Here is a 20,453-nt window from a genome sequence, read left to right as displayed (position 1 = left end):
CCGACCTCAATGATTCCTCACCATGACAGACAGACTGCCTCCTTTCGATCCGGCGTCGGCCACCGACGAACAGAAGGCCGTGCTCGCCGACATTCTCAGCGGCCCGCGCGGCAATCTGAACGGGCCGTTCCTCGGCTGGATCGCGAGCCCCGAACTGGCCCAGCACGCGCAGAAGCTCGGCGCGTTCTGCCGCTATCGCACCGGGCTGCCGCTGCGCCTGTCGGAACTCGCGATTCTAGTGACGGCCGCGCGCTGGCGCTCGCAGGCCGAGTGGCACATCCATCATCCGATCGCGCTCGAGGCCGGCGTGCCGGCCGCGACGGCCGACGCGATCCGGCTGGGCGTCGCGCCCGCATTCGAATCGGACGACGACGCGCTGATCCATGCGTTTGCCACCGAGCTGTACGACACGAAGCGCGTGAGCGATGCGACGTTCGCGCGTGCGCAGGCGCGCTTCGGCCACGAGACCGTGGTGAATCTCGTCGCGCTGCTCGGCTATTACGCGCTCGTCGCGATGACGCTCAACACGTTCGGTATGCGCGCAGACGGACAAACTGATTTGCCGTTTCCGGAATAATCGCCGCGGGTGCGTGCGTCGGTAGCCTGCCGCGCATGCATGCAGATTGCCGGAAAAGCCCGTATACGCGGGCGTTTCGGCACGGATCGGTCGGCTATCTCGCCGCGTTGTAAGACGTACACCGCACGACTGCACCGTCAGAGCAGGAAATTTTCCCCGTCTCTAGAATTTCTTCGAAAGAGCTACGGGGGAAATATCGATGCGCTGGGTCCTGTTGATCGTGTTCATTGTGTGCGTCGCGTACACGCATCGGCGCGGCAAGGTTCGGCACCGGTTGTTCAGGCAACTATCCGACCACTCGACCTTTACCGCACCGCTGAACTGCTTTTCGTACGCGTTCTCGTCGGTGCCGACCACGCCGTTTCTCGACACCGATCATTTTCCGGAGCTCGCGGTGCTGCAGCGCGAATGGCGCACGTTTCGCCGCGAAGCGCTCGCGTTGCGCGACGCGAGCCGGATCAAGGCGTCGGGCGAGTACAACGACATCGGCTTCAATTCGTTCTTTCGCCGCGGCTGGAAGCGGTTCTACCTGAAGTGGTACGACGCGCCGCATCCGTCCGCGCAGGCGTTGTGTCCGCGCTCGGTCGAGATCCTGTCGCAGATGCCGTCGATCAAGGCGGCGATGTTCGCGCAGTTGCCGCCGGGCGGGAAGCTCGGCCTGCATCGCGATCCGTATGCGGGCTCGCTGCGCTATCACCTCGGGCTCGATACGCCGAACGACGATGCGTGCCGGATCGTCGTCGACGGCGAAGCGTACGCGTGGCGCGACGGCGACGCCGTGATGTTCGACGAGACGTACCTGCACTGGGCCGAAAACCGCACCGCGCACGATCGCGTGATCCTGTTCTGCGACGTCGCGCGCCCGATGAAATATCGCTGGGCGCAGCGCGTCAACGATGCGGTCGGGCAACTGCTGATGCGCGCGGCCGCATCGCCGAACGAAACCGGCGATCGCACGGGCGGGCTCAATCGCGCGTTCCGGTACCTGTATGCGATTCGCCGCGCCGGCAAGCGGCTGAAGGCGTGGAATCGCACCGTGTACTACATCGTCAAGTGGCTGCTGTTCGGCGGGATCGCGGTCGCGATTTTCTGGATCTGACGACGGGCGAGAGTGGGCGGTTGCTTTCCGTCTGACGATAGCGCGGCCTCGCACGGGCCGACGGCCTTGCGCCGCCGTCAATGCAACCAAATGTATTCGTGCGAGATCAACGTGCATTGGCCGCGTATGATGGCTTGTTCACATCGATAGGTCGGTGAGCAAGCATGACGAGTACCCGTAAAACCATGATGATCGCCGGCGGGCTCCTGGTCGCCGCGGCCGGCACCGCGTACGTGATGCTCCTGCGCGCGGACCACCGTGCGATCGAAGACGCCGGCATCGCCGATTCGGCCGCACCCGTTGCCGCGGCGTCCGCGGGCAGCGATCACGCGGTGCAGGGCGCGATCGCGCCGCCGGCGCCGGCGCCGGCTGCTGCGACAGTACCGAAACAGGCGGCTGTCGCGGCACCCACAGCACCAGCCGCACCAACACCCGCGCCGGCCCCGACCGCGCGCGTCGCCGCCGCGCCTGCGCCGGCCCCCGCGGTCCCGGTCGTCAGCGACAAGCCGCAACTCGTGACGAAGCCCGCTGCGCCGCCGCCGAAGGTCAATGTCGTAACGGTGGATGCGCAGGATTCGACCCCACCGGCACCGGCACCGGCACCGGCCGCGAAATCCGCTCAGTCCATGCCACCCGCGCAGGTCACGCAGCGCGCGCCGCGCAAGCGCGACGGCCTCGAACGCCACGCCACCGCCGCGCCGCCGGCCGCGACGAAATCCGAAACGCCGGAGACCGCCGCGCTCGTCAGGGAATCGGCGAAGCTCGATCCGTCGTTGCCGCCGCCGTCGATGTCGTCGATCTCTTCGATGCCGGCGAGCACCGGTTCGTACCGGCAGGGGAGTGGGTCGTCCGGCGCGAATCCGGTGGCGGCCGCGATGACCGAGCAACTGGTCAGGCAGTCGAGCAGTTTCAAGTCGACGGCGCCTGCGCCGGCGGACGGCGGCCCGAGCGCGACCAAGTAACCGCGAACGCCTTCGGCATAAAAAGCGCCCCGCACGCCGACCAAAGCATGCGGGGCCAAGAGAGACAAACCTTAATGTCGTCGGGGCTGACGTCCGTCAGGCGGCGACCGCTTCCTCGGCTTGCGGCTGAGCGGTCGTCACGGGCGCGGCCACGTCCTGCCGGATCAGGTGGTCGAACGCGCCGAGCGACGCCTTCGCGCCTTCGCCGACCGCGATCACGATCTGCTTGAACGGCACCGTCGTCACGTCGCCGGCCGCGAACACGCCCGGCACCGACGTCGCGCCGCGCGCATCGACGACGATCTCGCCGTGCTTCGACAGTTCGACCGTGCCTTTCAGCCATTCGGTGTTCGGCACGAGGCCGATCTGCACGAACACGCCTTCGAGCTCGATGCGCTGCGTGTCGCCCGAGCGCAGATCCTTGTACACGAGCCCGTTCAGCTTGCTGCCGTCGCCAGTCAGCTCGGTCGTCTGCGCCTGCGTGACGATCGTCACGTTCGGCAGGCTGCGCAGCTTGCGCTGCAGCACCTCGTCCGCGCGCAGTTGCGTGCCGAATTCGATCAGCGTGACTGCCTTCACGATGCCGGCGAGGTCGATCGCGGCCTCGACGCCCGAGTTGCCGCCGCCGACCACCGCGACGCGCTTGCCCTTGAACAGCGGGCCGTCGCAGTGCGGGCAGTACGCGACCCCGCGGTTGCGGTATTCACGCTCGCCCGGCACGTTGATTTCGCGCCAGCGTGCGCCGGTCGCGAGGACGATCGTCTTCGCTTTCAGCACCGCGCCGTTCGCGAGGCGGATCTGGTGCACGTCGCCGGGAATCAGCGCGTCGGCGCGCTGCACGTCCATGATGTCGACGTCGTATTGCTTCACGTGCTGTTCGAGTGCGGTCGCGAACTTCGGCCCTTCGGTTTCCTGCACCGACACGAAATTCTCGATCGCCATCGTGTCCAGCACCTGGCCGCCGAAACGCTCGGCCACGACACCCGTCGCGATGCCCTTGCGTGCCGAGTAGATCGCCGCGGCCGCGCCTGCCGGGCCGCCGCCGACGATCAGCGTGTCGAACACCGGCTTGTTTTCGAGCGACTTCGCCGCGCGTTCGCTGGCGCCCGTGTCGAGCTTCGCGAGGATTTCCTTCACGCTGCTGCGGCCCTGGCCGAACGATGCACCGTTCAGGAACATCGTCGGCACGGCCATGATCTGGCGCGATTCGACTTCATCCTGGAACAGCGCGCCGTCGATCGCGACGTGGCGGATGCGCGGGTTGATCAGCGACATCACGTTCAGCGCCTGCACGACTTCGGGGCAGTTCTGGCACGACAGCGAGAAATACGTTTCGAATGCGTAGTCGCCGTCGAGCGCGCGAATCTGTTCGATCACGTCGTCGTCGAGCTTGATCGGATGACCGCCCGTCTGCAGCAGCGCGAGCACGAGCGACGTGAATTCATGGCCCATCGGGATGCCGGCGAAGCGGATGCCGGCCGGCTTGCCGGGTTCGCCGATCGAGAACGACGGCTTGCGCTCGGCGTCGTCGCGGCGTTCGGCCACGGTCACGCGATCCGTCAGCGACGCAATCTCGTTCAGCAGCGCCAGCAGTTCCTGCGATTTCGCGCTGTCGTCGAGCGAGGCGACGAGTTCGATCGGGCGCGTGATCTTTTCGAGGTACGCTTTGAGTTGGTTCTTGAGATTGGCGTCGAGCATGGCGTTTCGGATTCCGTATTGATGATGCTGGTCGGGCACGTCGTGCCGGAGGAGGGCGCGGGCCGCGCGAGGCCGCCCGTGGTGACGCGTGTCGCGCGCCTCGTGCGAGGCGCGCTGCGCCCCTTAGATCTTGCCGATCAGGTCGAGCGACGGGGTCAGCGTTTCCGCGCCCGGCGTCCACTTGGCCGGGCACACTTCACCCGGGTGAGCGGCGATGTATTGCGCGGCCTGGACCTTGCGCAGCAGTTCGCCTGCGTCGCGGCCAATGCCGTTGTCATGGATTTCGCACAGCTTGATCTCGCCTTCCGGGTTGATCACGAACGTGCCGCGCAGCGCCATCCCTTCTTCCTCGATCAGCACGTCGAAGTTGCGCGACAGCGTGAGCGTCGGGTCGCCGATCATCGGGTACTTGATCTTGCCGATCGTGTCCGACGTGTCGTGCCAGGCCTTGTGCGTGAAGTGCGTGTCGGTCGACACGCCGTAGATTTCGACACCCAGCTTCTGGAATTCCGCGTAACGGTCGGCGAGGTCGCCCAGTTCGGTCGGGCAGACGAACGTGAAGTCGGCCGGATAGAACACGACGACGGACCACTTGCCCTTGAAGTTCTCTTCCGAGACGGGCACGAATTCGCCGTTGTGGTAAGCGGTTGCCTTGAACGGCTTGATTTGGGTGTTGATGATCGGCATCTGGACAATTCCTTTTCGTCAGGGGTGAGTGGAGTGTTGCCAGTATCCGGGTTCACCCTGAACTTGTGAAATTGCTTGTTTCAATCCGGGGCATCGGGATTTTCTATCTGCTTCCGGCCCTTGATTGGCGGGGGCGGGCGGGGGACATCGGATGAGTAGTTGCGACGCTGGGGCCGCGATGGCCGGACGGCGGGCTTCTGGTGACGATCGCCTCCCGGCGAATCGGTTCCGGACGGCGCCGAAGGTGATTCAGGCGATAAGGGCTGTACGTGCACTCACCATTCCGAGCGCAGGTCCTCCTGGCTGGCGATCTCGCGCCCCTTCCATAGACCGAACACATTGTTGACAAGTGTGTGTTCGTGTCGCGCGATATAGGCGTCGATGGCGTCGCCGATGATCTCGGCGCGGGAGCGGTTCCTGGCCGCTGCGATGAGGCTCAACGCGGCATGCTGGTCATCCGACAGATCGATCGGGATCGTGCGCATTGCAATCTCCATGACTTGATGCATCCATCATCGATATGCGGTTGCGCAAATGCAAGGTCGCCGCCGATCCGAAGCGAATACCGCTTCGCGGTTCGGTCGGCGGGACACGCGCCGCTCAAATCCCCGCCATCTTCCGCAACCACGCCGCCAGCCGCCGCGCCCCGTCCGGCGTGTCCGCGTCCTCGCGCGTGCACAGGTAATAGTCGCGCCCGTCGTCGAGCGCGTGATCGAACAGCTGCACGAGTTCGCCGTTCGCCAGTTCGCGCTGGACCAGCGGCGCACGCAGCAACGCCGCGCCGAGATCCGCGCGGGCGGCGCTCAGCGTGAGTTGCCCATCCTCGAACATCGGCCCCACCGCGTGCGACACGTGCCGCACGCCGGCGCCCTGCAGCCAGTTGACCCACGTGCTGCGATCCTCGTCGTGCACGAGCGGCGCGCGCGAGAGATCGGCCGGCGTGCGGAACGGCCCGTGACGCTTCAGGAACGACGGGCTGCACATCGGCACCATCGCGCCCGGCAGCAGCCGCTCGCAGCGATAGCCGGGCCAGTCGCCGGTGCCGAAACGGATCGACAGGTCCGACGCATCGCTTCGGTAATTGCGGTGATGCGCGTACAGCACCGTGACGTCGACATCGGTGTTGTCGGCCAGGAACGCGTGCAGCCGCGGGATGAACCAGCCGATGCCGAGCAGCGGAATCAGGCTGACGGTGATCTGGCGCAGCGACGAACGGTCGCGCACGAAGCGCGTCGCGCTGCGCAGCACCGAGAACGCCGCGCTGATCGACCGGTAGTAGTCGCGTCCCTCGTCGGTGAGCGCGAGCAGCCGGCCTTCGCGTACCGTCAGCGGCGTCTGGATGAACGCGTCGAGCAGTTGCAGCTGATGGCTGACCGCCGACGGCGTGATGTCGAGCTCGCTGGCCGCCGCGGTGACCGACCCGAGACGCGCAAACGCTTCGAACGCACGCACCGCACGCAGCGGTGGATCGTGCGGCAATTGTTCTATATTTTTCATGTATCGAATTTTATCGAAAAATCAGGGTAAGCGACAACACAAAAATATCCCGTATTTACAGGGTGATACGTTAATGTGTCGGGAACGGCATAAGCATCCAACAATTGGGTATTTGGGGTTTGGATGTCGAATATTTAATATTTTTCATGTTTCAGATCCAGCCGACCGATCCCCGCACATGAAAATCGCTTTCCTCTCCGTCAGCCTCGCCTTCTCGGCGGCCGCCCTGGTCGCTACCGTTCCCGCGTCCGCGCAGTCCGCGCCGCAGACGGTCCTGATCGGTCTCGCCGCGCCGCTCACCGGCCCGTCCGCGCGGATCGGCAAGGATCTGCAGAACGGCGCGCAACTCGCGATCGACGACGCGAACGCGAAGCATCCGACCATCGGCGGCAAGCCGGTCGTCTACAAGCTCGTCGCGGCCGACGACCAGTCCGACCCGCGCACGGCCGTCGCGGTCGCGCAGCAACTCGTCGACCAGCACGTGATCGGTGTCGTCGGTCACTGGAACACGGGCTGCAGCGTGCCGGCGTCGCGCGTGTACCGCGATGCGGGCATCCCGCAGATCGCGCCGGCGTCCACCGGCCATCAATACACGCAGCAGGGCTACGCGACGGCGTTCCGCATCATGGGTCACGACGATGCCGGCGGCCATTTCACCGGTGCGTACGCGGTGAAGACGCTGAAGGCGAAGCGCATCGCGGTGATCGACGATCGCACGTCGTTCGGCGCGGGGCTGGCCGATCAGTTCATCAAGGGCGTGCAGGCGAACGGCGGCACGATCGTCGATCGCCAGTACGTGAACGACAAGACGACCGACTTCAGCGGCGTGCTGACCGCGATCAAGGGCAAGCGCGCGGATCTCGTGTTCTTCGGCGGCCTCGACGCGCAGGCCGCGCCGATCGCGCGCCGGATGCGCCAGCTCGGCGTGAACGCGCCGCTGCTCGGCGCGGGTGGTTTCGTGAGTCAGACCTTCCTGTCGCTCGCGGGCAAGGACGGCGACGGCGTGACGGCGCTCGAACCGGGCCTGCCACTCGACCGGATGCCGGGCGGCAAGGCGTTCGACACGCAATACCAGGCACGCTTTCATGCGCCGATCGAATTGCATGCGCCGTTCGCGTACGACGCGGCCGCCACGCTGATCGCGGCCGCGCAGAAGGCCGGTACGACGCAGCCGGCGAAGCTGGTCGCGGCCGTTCGTGCGGCCGATCGACCGGGCGTGACCGGGCGCATCGCGTTCGACGCCGAAGGCAACCTGAAGGACCCGGCTTTCACGATCTATCAGGTGCGAGGCGGCAAGTGGGCCGTCGTCGACGTGCTCGGCGGCTCGCGCACCGCGGCCAGGTAACGACAAAACGACAATAACCAGGACGATTCCCATGACAGAAGCGAACCCGACATCCGCCGCCGCTCCCGAGGACACGCGCCTCGGGATCCTCGCGCGGCGCCGCATCGAAGCGGAAATCATCAAGCCGATCTACGAGATCATGAAGCGCGAATTCGGCGCCGAGCGCGCGCAGGCCGTAATCGCCGAAGCCGTGCGCGGCGCGGCCGTCGACGCGGGCCGTACGTTCGCCGCGCAGGAGCCGGGCGGCACGAGCGTGAAGTCGTTCATCGCGCTGCAGGTGCTGTGGGAGAAGGACGATGCGCTCGACGTCGAGGTGCGGCGCGCGGACGACGCGCACTACGACTACGACGTGCATCGCTGCAGCTACGCTCAGATGTATCACGCGATGGGGCTCGGCGAGATCGGGCACCTGCTGAGCTGCGCGCGCGACAGCTATTTCATCCAGGGCTATGCGCCGGACATTGCGCTCACGCGTACGAGCACGATCATGCAGGGCGGCAAGCGCTGCGATTTCCGCTATGCGCTGCAACGGGCGCCGGAGAACGGCGATGCGTGACGATACCGATATGGCGAGCGTGCCGCGCGTCGACGGCGAACGCCTGTGGGCGTCGCTCGAACGGATGGCGCAGATCGGCGCGACGCCGAAGGGCGGCGTGTGCCGTCTCGCGCTGACCGATCTCGACCGCGAGTCGCGCGACCTGTTCGTGCAGTGGGCGCGCGATGCCGGTTGCGCGGTGCGCGTCGATCGGATGGGCAACGTGTTCGCGCGCCGTGCGGGCCGCAATCCGGACGCCGCACCGGTGATGACGGGCTCGCACGCCGATTCCCAGCCGACCGGCGGCCGCTACGACGGCATCTACGGCGTGCTCGGCGGGCTCGAAGTCGTGCGCGCGCTGAACGACGCGGGGATCGAGACCGAGCGTCCGGTCGACGTCGTGATCTGGACCAACGAGGAAGGCTCGCGCTTCGCGCCGGCGATGGTGTCGGCCGGCGTGTTCTCGGGCGTCTATACGCTCGAATACGGGCTGTCGCGCACCGACGGCGCGGGCCGGACGATCGGCGAGGAGCTCGAACGGATCGGCTACGCGGGCACGGAGCCGGTCGGCGGCTATCCGGTGCACGCGGCGTACGAACTGCACATCGAGCAGGGCGCGATTCTCGAGCGGGCCGGCAAGACGATCGGCGTCGTGACGGCCGGGCAGGGACAGCGCTGGTACGAGGTGACGCTCACCGGGGTCGACGCGCACGCCGGTACGACGCCGATGGCGTTCCGTCGCGACGCGCTGGTCGGCGCGGCGCGGATGATCTCGTTCATCGACGTGCTCGGCCGCCGTTACGCACCGGATGCGCGCGCAACGGTCGGGATGATCGAGGCCCGGCCGAATTCGCGCAACACGGTGCCGGGCGGCTGCTTCTTCACGGTGGAATTCCGTCACCCCGACGACGCGGTACTCGACGAACTGGACGCGGCGCTGCGCGCGGAACTCGCGCGCGTGGCCGACGAAACCGGTCTCGGCGCGCAGGTCGAGCAGATCTTCACGTATGCGCCGGTGCCGTTCGCGCCGCGCTGCATCGATGCGGTGCGTGACGCGGCGCGCTCGCTCGGGCTGTCGCACATGGACATCGTGTCCGGCGCGGGCCACGACGCGTGCTATGTCGCGCGTGTCGCGCCGACGGGCATGATCTTCGTGCCGTGCGTCGACGGGCTGAGCCACAACGAGGCCGAAGCGATTACGCCGGAATGGGCGACGGCCGGCGCCGACGTGCTGTTGCGCGCGGTGTTGCAGAGCGCGCAGGAAGCATAAGCGCGACGCGCGCGGCCGAGCAGCGGCGCGCCCGCGTTACTTCGCTGCCTTGCGCCGCGCCCTATGCGCGAGATACGCGACGATCTGGTCGAGTTCGCGGTCGCTCAACTGATCGGGCGGAAACGCCGGCATGCTGCGGCCCGGCCAGTCGCGCACCGACGCCGGATTGCGGATGTAGCGGCGCAGCGCGGCGGGCTGAAAGTAGTCGACCGGGTTCATCGGCGTGTTCAGATCGGGGCCGGCGTGGCTGCTGCCCGCGCCGTCGATGCGGTGGCACGCGAGACATTGCGTGACGAACAGACGCTGGCCCGCACGGGCCGGATCGTTCGCGGGCAATGCGGTGTCGACCGCGAGCGACGGCCAGCGCGCGAGCGGCGACGATTCGATCGTGATGCGCACGATCTGGTACGGCCACTGCTCGCCGCGCACCGACGACGCGTCCGGGCCGAGCCAGACGAGATAGAACGGCCCCGCGCTGACCTGCTTGCCGGGTAGTTTCGGCCACGGACGGGCCGGATCCTCGATCGCGAGCCACGGGGTCGCGCCGGCCGGCGCGCGGCGGCGCACGAGATCGAGCGGCAGTTGCGCGGCGAAGCCGTCGGCCGCGCGCGTTTCGAGCACACCGTCGTCCGGCAGCGGCGTGTCGCCGAGCAGCGCGGCGAACGGCACCGCGCGGAACGTCATCGGGCGGCCGTATGCGATGTCGCGCGGCACGTGGATGTCGGCCGCGTCGGCGCGTGCGAGCAGCGTCTGGCGGGAGACGGCGCGGGCCGTGCCGTCGGTGTCGAGTTCGAGCGTGGACTGGGCCGACGCATGTTGCCCGAGCAGGCAAACCGTCAGCAGCACAAGCGAGAACCACTGGCGCTTCAGCATTCGTTCTCCGGGAAGGGGCGTTCCGGCGGCGGCAGGAGGCGGGGCGCCGCGGCCGATGGAAGGAATCGGGCGACAGTCTATCCGGTACGCGCGGCGCTGGCGAATTCGGCAGAGGAAAGGCGCGGCGGTCGCGGTCGGACAGGCCCGCGACAGCGCGCCCGACTACCGGGTTGGCGGGGTGGTGTCATAGCGCGGTCCGGACGGAGGGAAGACGAAGGGCTCGCTGGCGACACGCGGCCTGCCCGCGTTCACGACGACATTGCGTTACCGGGCCGCCATCAATGATTCGAACACGTCGCTTCGTTTTTCGGCATCGGCGTGTCTTGCTTCGGTTCGAAATCGGCTTCGCGCATTCCCGACGGCGTCAGCGACACGAAATGCATCGCCGTGCCGCGCGCCGGGAAGCCGGCGACGCCGGTCGAGCCCCACGGAATCGGTGAGCGCTGCACGCCGCTCATCGCGATGTCCGCCGGCGCGAGCGCGAGCGTCAGCAGCCGGCCGTCGCGGGTCGGCACGTACGCGTGCGTGCCGGAAACGCCGATGTCCGATTCGCGCACCGACGCGGGCAGGCAGTCGAGCGTCGCCGTGCGGCGGCCGTCCGGGGCGATCAGCATCGCGACGCCGCGATCGTCCGCCGTCGTCGTGACGACGATGAAACGGTCGATGTCCGGCACATAGGCGGCCGAATACACGTAGTACTGGATCGCGCCGTTCAGCGAGCCGAGTTTTTCCAGCTTCGCGGCGACCGGGTCGAACATCGCGTATTCGAGCGTCGCGTCCGTGCTGCCTTCGATGAACTTCTGCCACACCAGCAGCGCGTTGCGCGGCGAGCCCGCGATCACGGGCCACCACTCGCGGCGGTGCGGCGCGACCGCGACATGGTTCAGCACGCGCCCGGCCGCGTCGTAGGTTTTCAGGTAGACGCCGTTGCCGCTGCCGAGGTTGTCGACCCCGCCGCCGTTGACCCAGTCGGCCGAATAGAACACGACGAAGCGGTCGCCGACCGTCGCGACGTGCCCCGAATGGCCGCCCGATTCGACGTCGTTCGGATAGGGCTTGATCGGCTTCAGGTCGCGGCGGTAGACGCCGTAGCGCTGGCTGACTTCCTGCGACGTGTTCCAGCCGTCCTCGAACGTGACGAAGATGTCGCCGCGCGCGTTCTGCGCGATCGACACGGGTTCCTGCGCCTCGGGGCGGCTGATGAACGTGCGGACGCGCAGCGCGCGCCGCTTGTCGGGCAGCCATTCGCCGACGTACACGTCATGCGGCCAGTTGCCGCTGCGCAGCGCACCGCGCGGCACGATGCCCGAGCTGCTGAAGAATACCCAGCGTTTGCCGTCGCCCGCATCCGCCACGCCGATGCCGTGCATGAAGCGCCGCGGGTCGCCGGTGTCCTGCGGCGACGGGGCGCTCGACACGGTGACCGTATGCACGGCCGGCGCGCCGGCGAGGGCCGGCGAGCCTGCGCCGACGCCGCCCGCGCCGCAGAGCACGGTCGCGGCCAGCCGCATGACCGCCTGTCCCGCGCGCGTTCGCCGCGTCATTCGACGGTCACCGATTTCGCGAGGTTGCGCGGCTTGTCGACGTCGGCGCCGCGCGCGCAGCCGACGTGATACGCGAGCAGTTGCAGCGGGATCACGTTGACGATCGGCGACAGCAGGTCGCCCGATTCGCGCACGCGGATCAGGTGCGTGTCGCGGTCGGCGTCGATCTCGAGCTGATTGCCGGCCAGCACGTAGAGCCGGCCGCCGCGCGCGCGCACCTCGGCCATGTTGGACTTCAGCTTCTGGAACAGGCGGTCGTCCGGCGCGATCGTGACGACCGGCATCGCGCTCGTGACGAGCGCAAGCGGCCCGTGCTTCAGCTCGCCGGCCGCATAGCCTTCCGCGTGGATGTACGACACTTCCTTGAGCTTCAGCGCGCCTTCCAGCGCGATCGGGAAATGGATGCCGCGGCCGAGGAACAGCGCATTCTCGGTGCGCGCGAATTTCGCGGCCCAGCCCATGATCTGCGTTTCCAGCGCGAGCGCGTGGCCGATGCGGTCCGGTAGCGCGCGCAACTGCTTCAGATGCGCCGCGACTTGCGCGGCATCGAGCCGGCCGCGCAGTTGCGCGAGCGTCAGCGTCAGCACGAACAGCGCGACGAGCTGCGTGGTGAACGCCTTGGTCGACGCGACGCCGAGTTCGACGCCGGCCCGCGTCAGGAACCGCAGCGGCGCGTTGCGCGCGATCGTGCTGGTCGCGACGTTGCAGATCGCCAACGACAGTGCCTGGCCCATCGCGCGTGCCTGTTCGATCGCGCCGATGGTGTCGGCCGTTTCGCCCGACTGCGAGATGCCGACGACGAGCGTGCGCGGATCGGCCACCGTATCGCGGTAGCGGAATTCGCTGGCGATCTCGACCTGGGCGGGCACGCCCGCGATGCTTTCCAGCCAGTATTTCGCGGTCAGGCCCGCGTAGTAGCTGGTGCCGCAGCCGAGCAGCAGCACGCTTCTGACCCGCGACAGCAGCGCGCGCGTGCCTTCCGTCGCGTCGAACAGCGCCGGCGAGATCGTGTCGATGCCATCGAGCGTGCTGTCGATCGCCTTCGGCTGCTCGAAGATTTCCTTCTGCATGAAATGCTGGTACGGGCCGAGCGCGGCGTCGTCCGCGCGCGCCTTCACTTCGCACAGCGGGCGCCGCGCGTCCTGCCCGCCCGCGTCGACCACGGCGATGCGCTCCGGCGTGATCAGCGCGACGTCGCCGTCCTCCAGGTACACGAAGCGGTCGGTCAGGTCGCCGAGCGCCGCGCAGTCGGACGCGAGGTAGTTCTGCTCGGCGCCGATGCCGATCACGAGCGGCGAGCCGGCGCGCGCGGCGACGAGGCGCTGCGGCTCGCGCGCGCCGAGCACTGCGATCGCGTACGCGCCGTGCAGCCGTTTGACGGCGCGCACCACCGCGTCGAACAGGTCGTCGCGATAGAAACTGTGGATCAGGTGCGCGATGACCTCGGTGTCGGTCTGTCCGCGAAACGTGTAGCCGCGTTGCTTCAGTTCGGCGCGTAGCGTGTCGTGGTTCTCGATGATTCCGTTGTGCACGACGGCGATCGTGTCGCCCGACATGATCGGGTGTGCGTTCATTTCAGACGGCGCGCCGTGCGTCGCCCAGCGCGTATGCGCGATGCAGGTCTGTGCTTCGAGACCGAGCGTCAGCACGCGATCCTGCAGATCCGTCACGCGTCGCAGCGTGCGTTCGCTGCGCAGGCGGCCGTCGCCCTGCACGGCGATGCCGCACGAATCGTAGCCGCGATATTCGAGCCGGCTCAGCGCATTGACCAGTTGCGGCACCTGATTGTTCAGGCCGCTTGCTCCGACGATTCCGCACATGATTCACCTCGTCTCCATGAAGTTTTACGGCTGGCGCGCGACGCGCGCCGGCGCGATGTCAGAAGCGGCGCCGCGTCGCGCGGCAGGCGTCGCGCCCGGCGCGGCACGTCTCCGGCGGGCTATTCGCGGGGCTGCGGCCCGGCATGGGCGACCCATTCGATGCCCGAAATCGACCCGTTCGCATCGTGCGACGCGACGAGAATGCGCGTCGTGCGCCGCGCGCCGCGCCGGCGCTCGCTCGCGAACGCGGTCGGCGGCACGGAGCGCACCTTCACGCTGGCCGAGCGCCGCATCATCTTCGATACGCGTAACCGATAGGCGAATGGATGCACGACGCGTCCCGCGATCAGCCACATGACGATCGTGCCGGCGATCAGCGCGATGCTCGTCACGTAGAACACGATCTGTTCGATCGGCATCTCGGCCTCGTTGAACGGCAACAGGTAGCGATACGTGTAGATGCAGATCGATGCCCATACGCCCCCGACCAGCGCGGGCCGCACGAGGCGGAACCACGCGACGAGCACGGGCCCGACGATGCTGCCGCGTTCGGCGATCATGTCGCGCGGTGCGCGCAGGGAAAGGTCAATAATCGGCGCGTTCTTCATGTTGAATGCCTCGGTCGGGACTGACCCAAACGGCGCGCTTGCCGCGGCCCCGCAGTACGACGGCGGGCAGGGCGACGACAGTGGTGATCATGCTGATCAGCCAGAACGCGACGGGGTACCAGATGGTGTCAAGGAAGTACATCAGGAGTTTTTCGTCGTAACGACGATCGATCATGCTGCCGATGATCAGCTGCAGGATGCAGGTCGCGACCAGCAGCATCCCGTGCCAGTGCGGCACCACGGACACATGCCAGTTCGGCGGAAGCGGGTAGACGACGTCGATCAGCGCGAGCAGCAGGATGAACGACATCGAGTACGCCCATGCGATGCCGATCAGGTACTCGACGAACAGCGGCCACATCATCATTTGCGTCGGCCGCATCAGCGTGCCCGCGTACTTGAGCAGCACCTGGATGCCGCCCTTCGACCAGCGCAGCCGCTGCCGGTAGAGCCCCTTGATCGTCTCGGGCATCAGGATCCAGCTGAGCGCGTGCGGCTCGTACACGACGCGCCAGTCGCGGCACTGCAGCTTCCAGCTGATGTCGATGTCCTCGGTCAGCATGTCCGAGCTCCAGTAGCCGACGTCGGCGAGCGCGGTCTTGCGGAACATCGTGATCACGCCCGACACCGTGAAGATGCGGCCGTACACCTGCTGCGTGCGCTTGATCAGCCCGACGATCGACGAGAACTCGCCGACCTGCATGCGGCCGAGCAGCGACGTGCGCGTGCGGATGCGCGGGTTGCCGGTCACCGCGCCGACGCCCGGGTCGGTCAGGAAGTGCTCGAGCATCCAGCCGATCGCGTCGTGCGCGAGCAGCGCGTCGCCGTCGATGCACAGCAGGTACTCCGCGTTCGACACGGCCGCCGCGGTCGTGAGCCCGACCGCCTTGCCTTCGTTGCGCGCGTGATGGATCACGAGCAGCCGCGGAATCTCGACGGCCAGCTCGTTGAGGATCTCGCCGGTGCGATCCTTGCTGCCGTCGTTGACCGCGATGATGTCGTAGTTCGGATACTGCATCCCGTTCAGATGCGCGATCACGCTGCGCGCGTTCGCGGCTTCGTTGAAGCAGGGCACGACGATCGAGACCTTCGGGATGCCGCTCGACGCGATCGTGCGCGTCGACAGCTCGCGGCCCTCCTCGAGCAGGAAGTAGTGCACGACGCCGCCGATCATCCACAGATACGACATGAAGAACGGATAGTAGAAGACGAAATCCTGCAGGCGCTGGATGAGGCTATGGGAGGTCATGGCGTCTTGGTTCCCTGCGCGTGCTGCATCTGCATCAGCGCGTTGATCGAGGTCGGGTCGAGGCGCGACTTCAGCGACATCACGTCGCGCATCGCGTCGAGCTCCGGCTGGCCGTTCAGGAAGTTGTCGGGGTAGTAGCCGAAATTCACGGCGCCCTCGCTGCGCAGCCGCCGCATCTGAGCAAGCAGCGTGCTGGCGGGTACGGCCTTCTGCGCGTGCCAGTCGTACGACTGCAGTTCGAACACGGTGCGCTGCAGCCCGCGCTGCTTCGTGCGCACCGCCTTCACGAGTTCGTCCAGCCAGCCTTCCGGGTCCTTCGCCTGCTCCATGTACGGCATCGCCATCAGCGCGACGTAGTCGTAGGCGGCGAGGAAATCGTCGTAGTTCTGCGCATACCATGCTTCCGATTCGGGCTTGAGCACCGGCATCGCGAAGATGTTGCGCGCGGTCAGCACGTCGCCGACGTTCTGGTGAGCCAGCACGATCTGCTCGAGCTGCCGGGTCATGTCGATCAGGTGGCGCGTCTTCTGGCGCGTCCAGCGCTTCATCAGGTCGGGGTTCTCGCGAATCTTGCCGACGTCGGCCGGCAGCCCCCATTGGGAATAGGTGCGCAGCGCATGCCGGCCCGCGTCCTCGTAATCGTCGAGCGCCGCGTCGTCGCCGAACAGGATGCCGCTGAACGACGCATGCTTGCTGAGATCCTCGTAGATCTGCTGGATCATCAGTCGCGCATCGGGATCGAACGGGCTCAGCCGGAACACGCGCGTGCCGTTCTCGCGGGCCGGCGCGCCGCCGAATGCCGTGACGGCCTCGAGGCTGCGCTGCTTGTCGGCAGGCGGCCGGAACGCGAGCACCGGCATCCATGCATACACCTGCACGTTGGCGCGCGTATTGAGTTGCCACGCGGCACGCGAGAACAGGTCGGAACGCATCGGCAGGTGCCGGTTCGGGAAATACACCGCTTCGGCCACGCCGGTGCCCTTCGGGTCCGCATACGCCTGCAGGTACACCGATTTCGGCTGCATCCGGTAGATGCGCTCGATCAGCTTGCCGAGATTCGCTTCCTGTCGCGCGGGATCGGGATCGTAGACCTGGTCGAGGTCGACCTGCACGGTGCGCTCGGGCACGTCGACGTCGCCGCGGTTCGACGCCGGTTCGCGCATCGAGCGCTCGAACCCGCCGATGTCGACGTCGTACATCATCAGGATCCGTCTCAGCCGGTCGAGCGGCACGTCCGGCGTATTCGGGCCGGCGTCGAGGCTGAACTGGATGTCCATGCCGAGCGACGTCGAGATCTGGCGCACGGGCTGGTTTTCCGCGCCGTACGGCCACACCATCGAGCGTGCGACGATGCCGGTGCGTTCGCGGATCTGCCGCACGCACGTCTGCAGGTCGTCGTGCACGCGTGCGTGGAACTCGGCGTCGGTCTCATAGCGCTTCTGGTCTTGCAGATAGAGGTGCGACGTGGTCGCCGGCAACTCGTTGCCTTGCGGATTGGCGATCGCGCCGTGATGGAGATTGTGCGTGTGGCAGCCGAGCTCGACGAATTCCGACTGCCCGAGCTTCTTCACCTCGTCCCACGACAGGAAGTAGTCGCGCGGCACCTGAACCTTGTCGCTGATGCGGATCGGCGTATCCGGCGGCGTGTCGATCCATGCGGTGACGAGGCCCATCACGGCCGGATACTTGAAGCGCTCGAGCAGCGGCAGCACTTTCGTATAGTGGCTGCGGAAGCCGTCGTCGAACGTGAGCAGCACCGAGCGCGGCGGCAGCGGCTTGCCGCCGTGCCGCGACGCCTCGATCTGCTTGACCGTGATCGTGTGGTAGTTGTTGGTCTGCAGCCACGAGAAGATCGCGGTCAGCGTGCCGGTGTCGACCGCGAACGGATCGATGATGGCCGTCTGCGACGAAAACGACGCCATCAGGTTGTCGCGCACGTCGTGCATGCAGATCACGCGGAACGTCTTGCCGTCGGCCGGATCGGACGGCGGCAGCAGGTCGATCATCTTGGCGCCGGTCACGCCCGGAAACAGCGAACAGGCGGCAAACGTGCCGAGGCATCCGCACATGAAGGTCCGTCTGGATTGCAGCATTGCCCGATCTCCTTGCTAGAACGGCAGGTTGAGCGACAGGAAGCCGGTTTCGGAGCGCTCGCGCTGGCCGTCGTATGCGTGACTGCTGACCTCGACGCCGTAGCTCAGCGTGATGTCGTGCTTGAACGTCCACGCGTGCTCGAGGCGCGCGCTCCACAGCGGGCTGGTGCCGAAGCCGCGCTCGTTGTACACGCCGCCCGACACCGACACGCGCTGTTGCAGCCCCACGTCCCCCTTCTTGAACAGCGTCAGCTGATGCATCACGGTCGCGGCGGCCGCGTAGTCGCGACCGGGGCTGAAGTAGGGCGCGTCCCGGCGCGTGTTGCTGTCGGTACCGAGGTTCAGCGAGACGTTGACGAGCTGGTTCGCAGCCGTGTACACGCGCTGCGTGGCGGTCGCCGCGATCTCCTGGTGGAAGTTCGAATCGCTGTAGCGGCTCACGCCGTAGCTCAGCCTGACCTGGCGTCGGTCGTTCTGGCGATACACGACCTCGACGTTCGCGGAGCGGCCCCAGATGTGCGCGGCATACGCCTTCCACGGCAGCGAGTTGTCGTTGGTGTCGAGCCCGGCGCTGACCGTCCAGTAGTCGTTCAGCGCGTACGCGATCGTCCCGCGGCCGCCGGTTCGACCGTCCCCGCCCGTCGAGCGCGTGACTTCGCCCAGCACCGTGAGCGGCCCGTGCCGGTAGTCGCCGCCGATGCCCGTGCGCGTGCGGCTGAGGTTGCCGTCGTCGGTCTGCGCGAAACCGTAGAACGTGTGCGAAAACACGCGCCAGTTGTCGCCGAATGGTTGCGAATACACATAGCTGTCCGACGTGAAGCTGTTGTTGGCCAGTGCGCTGTTGCCGTGCTCGAAGCTCAGGTCGGTCGTGAACACCGGGCTGCGGTACGCTTTGTAGTCGCGCTTGAAGCCGCGCACGGCGCCGCTGTCCGGGAACGTGTTGCCGAGCGTCTGGTCGACGGTCTTCGCGGTCGCGTAGTCGTCCGCCACGAGCGACGCGCGGCCGAGGCCCGCGAGCATCTCGACGCTGTCCGGGTGATCGGTCAGCGACGCGCGATACATCGAGATCGCCTGGCGCGGATGCGACTGGCCCGATACGGCGTCGGCGTGCGCGGCGCGGATCTCCGCGTTGAACGGCACCTGCTTCTCGAGTTCTTCGAGCGCGGCGATCCCCTGGTCGACGTGTCCGGTGAAGATCAGGTACTGCGCGCGCAGCCGGTAGTAGCGCAGATAGTCGCTTTCTCCGGGACCGACGTTGGTCACCTGCTTGACAGGCGGCAGCGACTTCTCCATGTCGTCGAGCACCTGTTTCGCTTCGGGCGCACGCGCCTGGTCGACGTACGACCAGAACAGCCCTTCGCGCAGCTCGATCGGCTGCGTGCGGGCGCCGTACTGGAAGCCGCGGGTCGCGCGATCCGTCGGCGACGCGGTCGCCTGCTGCAGCGCACGCGCGTAGACGGCGTTCGCCTTGGCCGGCTCGCTCAGGTACAGGTAGGCGTCGCCGACGGCCGCCAGCGCGTCGATCGAGATCTCCGCATTCGACGGAATCGTCTCGAACGTCGCGACGGCCGGCTTCATGTCGCCGCGTGCCGCAAGGGCGACGACCCGATCGCCCGCGAGCGCCGTGCGGACCGGCGTGTACTCGGGTGTGGCCGGCATCCGCTTGTCGAGGTCGTCGGCCGCGCGCAGCGCGTTGTCGAGCCCGTCGAAGCGGTCCGAACTCGTCATCGAACGTGACTTGTCGCGTCCGCCGCGCACCTGCTGGCGAATCGACAGTTCTTCGAGTTGCGCGATGTCGACCGCGGAGAACGCATCGGGGCGGGCCTTCGCTTCGTCGAGCGCCTTGACCGCGCCGCCGCTCGCCGCGAGGCCGAACACGTCGTTGCGGACCGTCGCGACGTCGGCGGTGCGCAGATTCGGCGCCTGCGCATTCGGCGCCTCTACGTCGGGTCCTTGCGATCGCTGGATCGGCTCGCCGGGGAGCTGCGCGCCGGGTGACTGTGAAGTCGGTTGCCGGGACGACGGCGGTTCGGCGCCGGATGGCTGGGTCATGGGCGTGGGCGAATTCGGCATCGGCGTGCCGGACGCCTGCGCGGTGAGCGTCGGCGTAGTCGGTGGCGTGGGCGGTGTGGGCGGTGCGGCGGTCGCGGTTTGGGCGGGCGGCTGCGGTGCATCCGACGTCTGCGCGCGTGGCGCCGACGTATCCGGCGGCGCGGTGTCGACGAATGCCTGCGCAAGCAGCATCGGCGCATTCGACGATGGCCCGCTCGGCTGCGGCGCGTCGGGGTCCACCACGACCGTGGTCGGCGTCGCCGGGTTCGATCCCTGCGCGATCTGCATCGACGTATCCGACGCCTGCGCGATCGGCGTCGGCGCTTGAGGGGGCTGTGTACCGGAACCCTGGGCGACCTGCGGCTGCGCGTCGCCTTCGCCGGCAAGGCACGGGCCGGACGCGACGAGCAGGCACAGCAGCGGCGCATGCAGGAGGATCCGCCGGGTCGGCGGAACGACGGTGGTGCATTGTTGTTGACGATTGTTAGCCACGGTGTCTCCTCACTTTGAAACGATCACATCGGTTGCACGCCCGACGGCGCGC

Annotated in this window: 17 protein-coding genes; 6 read left to right on the top strand and 11 right to left on the bottom strand. The window is 67.3% G+C overall.

The window, feature by feature from the left end; genetic code table 11:
• The first annotated feature begins 22 nt into the window (after positions 1 to 22).
• The 3 genes from HWX76_RS00870 (at position 23) to HWX76_RS00860 (ending at position 2,638) form a co-directional block, all read left to right on the top strand.
• Complete coding sequence (locus HWX76_RS00870) at positions 23 to 577, top strand: carboxymuconolactone decarboxylase family protein (RefSeq protein WP_050013780.1); 555 nt, start codon at positions 23 to 25, stop codon at positions 575 to 577.
• Between the two features lie 199 nt (positions 578 to 776).
• A complete protein-coding gene (gene lpxO / locus HWX76_RS00865; RefSeq protein WP_176015366.1) occupies positions 777 to 1,676 on the top strand; it encodes a lipid A hydroxylase LpxO in 900 nt (299 codons plus the stop codon).
• Between the two features lie 164 nt (positions 1,677 to 1,840).
• Complete coding sequence (locus HWX76_RS00860) at positions 1,841 to 2,638, top strand: extensin (RefSeq protein WP_176015365.1); 798 nt, start codon at positions 1,841 to 1,843, stop codon at positions 2,636 to 2,638.
• A 96-nt stretch (positions 2,639 to 2,734) separates the two neighbouring features.
• Here the strand turns inward: HWX76_RS00860 and ahpF are convergent, their stop codons facing one another.
• The 4 genes from ahpF to HWX76_RS00840 form a co-directional block, all read right to left on the bottom strand.
• The gene (gene ahpF, locus HWX76_RS00855; RefSeq protein WP_050018013.1) at positions 2,735 to 4,336 is read right to left on the bottom strand and encodes an alkyl hydroperoxide reductase subunit F; all 1,602 of its coding nucleotides are present in this window, start codon (positions 4,334 to 4,336) and stop codon (positions 2,735 to 2,737) included.
• A gap of 123 nt (positions 4,337 to 4,459) precedes the next feature.
• The gene (gene ahpC, locus HWX76_RS00850) at positions 4,460 to 5,023 is read right to left on the bottom strand and encodes an alkyl hydroperoxide reductase subunit C (protein WP_034179823.1); all 564 of its coding nucleotides are present in this window, start codon (positions 5,021 to 5,023) and stop codon (positions 4,460 to 4,462) included.
• Positions 5,024 to 5,298: 275 nt separating this feature from the next.
• Positions 5,299 to 5,508 carry a ribbon-helix-helix protein, CopG family gene (locus tag HWX76_RS00845; protein ID WP_124593766.1) on the bottom strand — a complete coding sequence of 70 codons (210 nt, stop codon included), beginning with the start codon at positions 5,506 to 5,508 and terminating at the stop codon, positions 5,299 to 5,301.
• 115 nt (positions 5,509 to 5,623) lie between these two features.
• Positions 5,624 to 6,520 (bottom strand): LysR substrate-binding domain-containing protein, encoded by an 897-nt coding sequence (locus tag HWX76_RS00840; RefSeq protein ID WP_089489261.1) that lies wholly within the window; start codon positions 6,518 to 6,520, stop codon positions 5,624 to 5,626.
• Between the two features lie 178 nt (positions 6,521 to 6,698).
• Between HWX76_RS00840 and HWX76_RS00835 the strand changes: the two genes are divergently transcribed.
• The 3 genes from HWX76_RS00835 to HWX76_RS00825 are packed head-to-tail and all read left to right on the top strand — an operon-like array spanning position 6,699 to position 9,670.
• Positions 6,699 to 7,865 carry a branched-chain amino acid ABC transporter substrate-binding protein gene (locus HWX76_RS00835; protein WP_176015364.1) on the top strand — a complete coding sequence of 389 codons (1,167 nt, stop codon included), beginning with the start codon at positions 6,699 to 6,701 and terminating at the stop codon, positions 7,863 to 7,865.
• A 31-nt stretch (positions 7,866 to 7,896) separates the two neighbouring features.
• A complete protein-coding gene (locus tag HWX76_RS00830) occupies positions 7,897 to 8,421 on the top strand; it encodes an L-2-amino-thiazoline-4-carboxylic acid hydrolase (RefSeq protein WP_176015363.1) in 525 nt (174 codons plus the stop codon).
• Positions 8,414 to 9,670, top strand: a complete 1,257-nt coding sequence (locus HWX76_RS00825) for a Zn-dependent hydrolase (protein WP_176015362.1) — start codon at positions 8,414 to 8,416, stop codon at positions 9,668 to 9,670. Before HWX76_RS00830 ends, HWX76_RS00825 begins: the two co-directional genes overlap by 8 nt.
• A 36-nt stretch (positions 9,671 to 9,706) precedes the next feature.
• Here HWX76_RS00825 and HWX76_RS00820 read toward each other — a convergent pair whose 3' ends face one another.
• The 7 genes from HWX76_RS00820 to pgaA form a co-directional block, all read right to left on the bottom strand.
• Positions 9,707 to 10,543 carry a cytochrome c gene (locus tag HWX76_RS00820; protein ID WP_176015361.1) on the bottom strand — a complete coding sequence of 279 codons (837 nt, stop codon included), beginning with the start codon at positions 10,541 to 10,543 and terminating at the stop codon, positions 9,707 to 9,709.
• A 278-nt stretch (positions 10,544 to 10,821) separates the two neighbouring features.
• Positions 10,822 to 12,087: a hypothetical protein gene (locus tag HWX76_RS00815; protein WP_089489263.1), complete on the bottom strand. Its 1,266-nt coding sequence runs from the start codon at positions 12,085 to 12,087 to the stop codon at positions 10,822 to 10,824.
• Positions 12,084 to 13,907, bottom strand: a complete 1,824-nt coding sequence (gene glmS, locus HWX76_RS00810) for a glutamine--fructose-6-phosphate transaminase (isomerizing) (RefSeq protein ID WP_176015360.1) — start codon at positions 13,905 to 13,907, stop codon at positions 12,084 to 12,086. Before glmS ends, HWX76_RS00815 begins: the two co-directional genes overlap by 4 nt.
• Before the next feature lie 119 nt (positions 13,908 to 14,026).
• On the bottom strand, positions 14,027 to 14,515 hold the full coding sequence (locus HWX76_RS00805) for a hypothetical protein (RefSeq protein WP_050018021.1): 489 nt from the start codon (positions 14,513 to 14,515) through the stop codon (positions 14,027 to 14,029).
• Positions 14,493 to 15,764, bottom strand: coding sequence for a poly-beta-1,6-N-acetyl-D-glucosamine synthase (gene pgaC / locus HWX76_RS00800; protein WP_050018022.1), 1,272 nt, complete (start codon positions 15,762 to 15,764; stop codon positions 14,493 to 14,495). The genes HWX76_RS00805 and pgaC overlap by 23 nt, the downstream gene beginning before the upstream one ends.
• Entirely contained in the window at positions 15,761 to 17,854 is a 2,094-nt protein-coding gene (pgaB, locus tag HWX76_RS00795) for a poly-beta-1,6-N-acetyl-D-glucosamine N-deacetylase PgaB (RefSeq protein WP_124593857.1), read from the bottom strand. The genes pgaC and pgaB overlap by 4 nt, the downstream gene beginning before the upstream one ends.
• Before the next feature lie 18 nt (positions 17,855 to 17,872).
• Positions 17,873 to 20,401, bottom strand: coding sequence for a poly-beta-1,6 N-acetyl-D-glucosamine export porin PgaA (gene pgaA, locus HWX76_RS00790; RefSeq protein WP_176015359.1), 2,529 nt, complete (start codon positions 20,399 to 20,401; stop codon positions 17,873 to 17,875).
• Between the last annotated feature and the right edge of the window lie 52 nt (positions 20,402 to 20,453).

Source organism: Burkholderia sp. BCC0398 (genome assembly GCF_902833245.1).
GTDB lineage: Bacteria > Pseudomonadota > Gammaproteobacteria > Burkholderiales > Burkholderiaceae > Burkholderia > Burkholderia sola.
The sequence above is the reverse complement of the archived record's forward strand: the minus strand, read 5'-3'. Positions and strand labels throughout refer to the sequence as shown.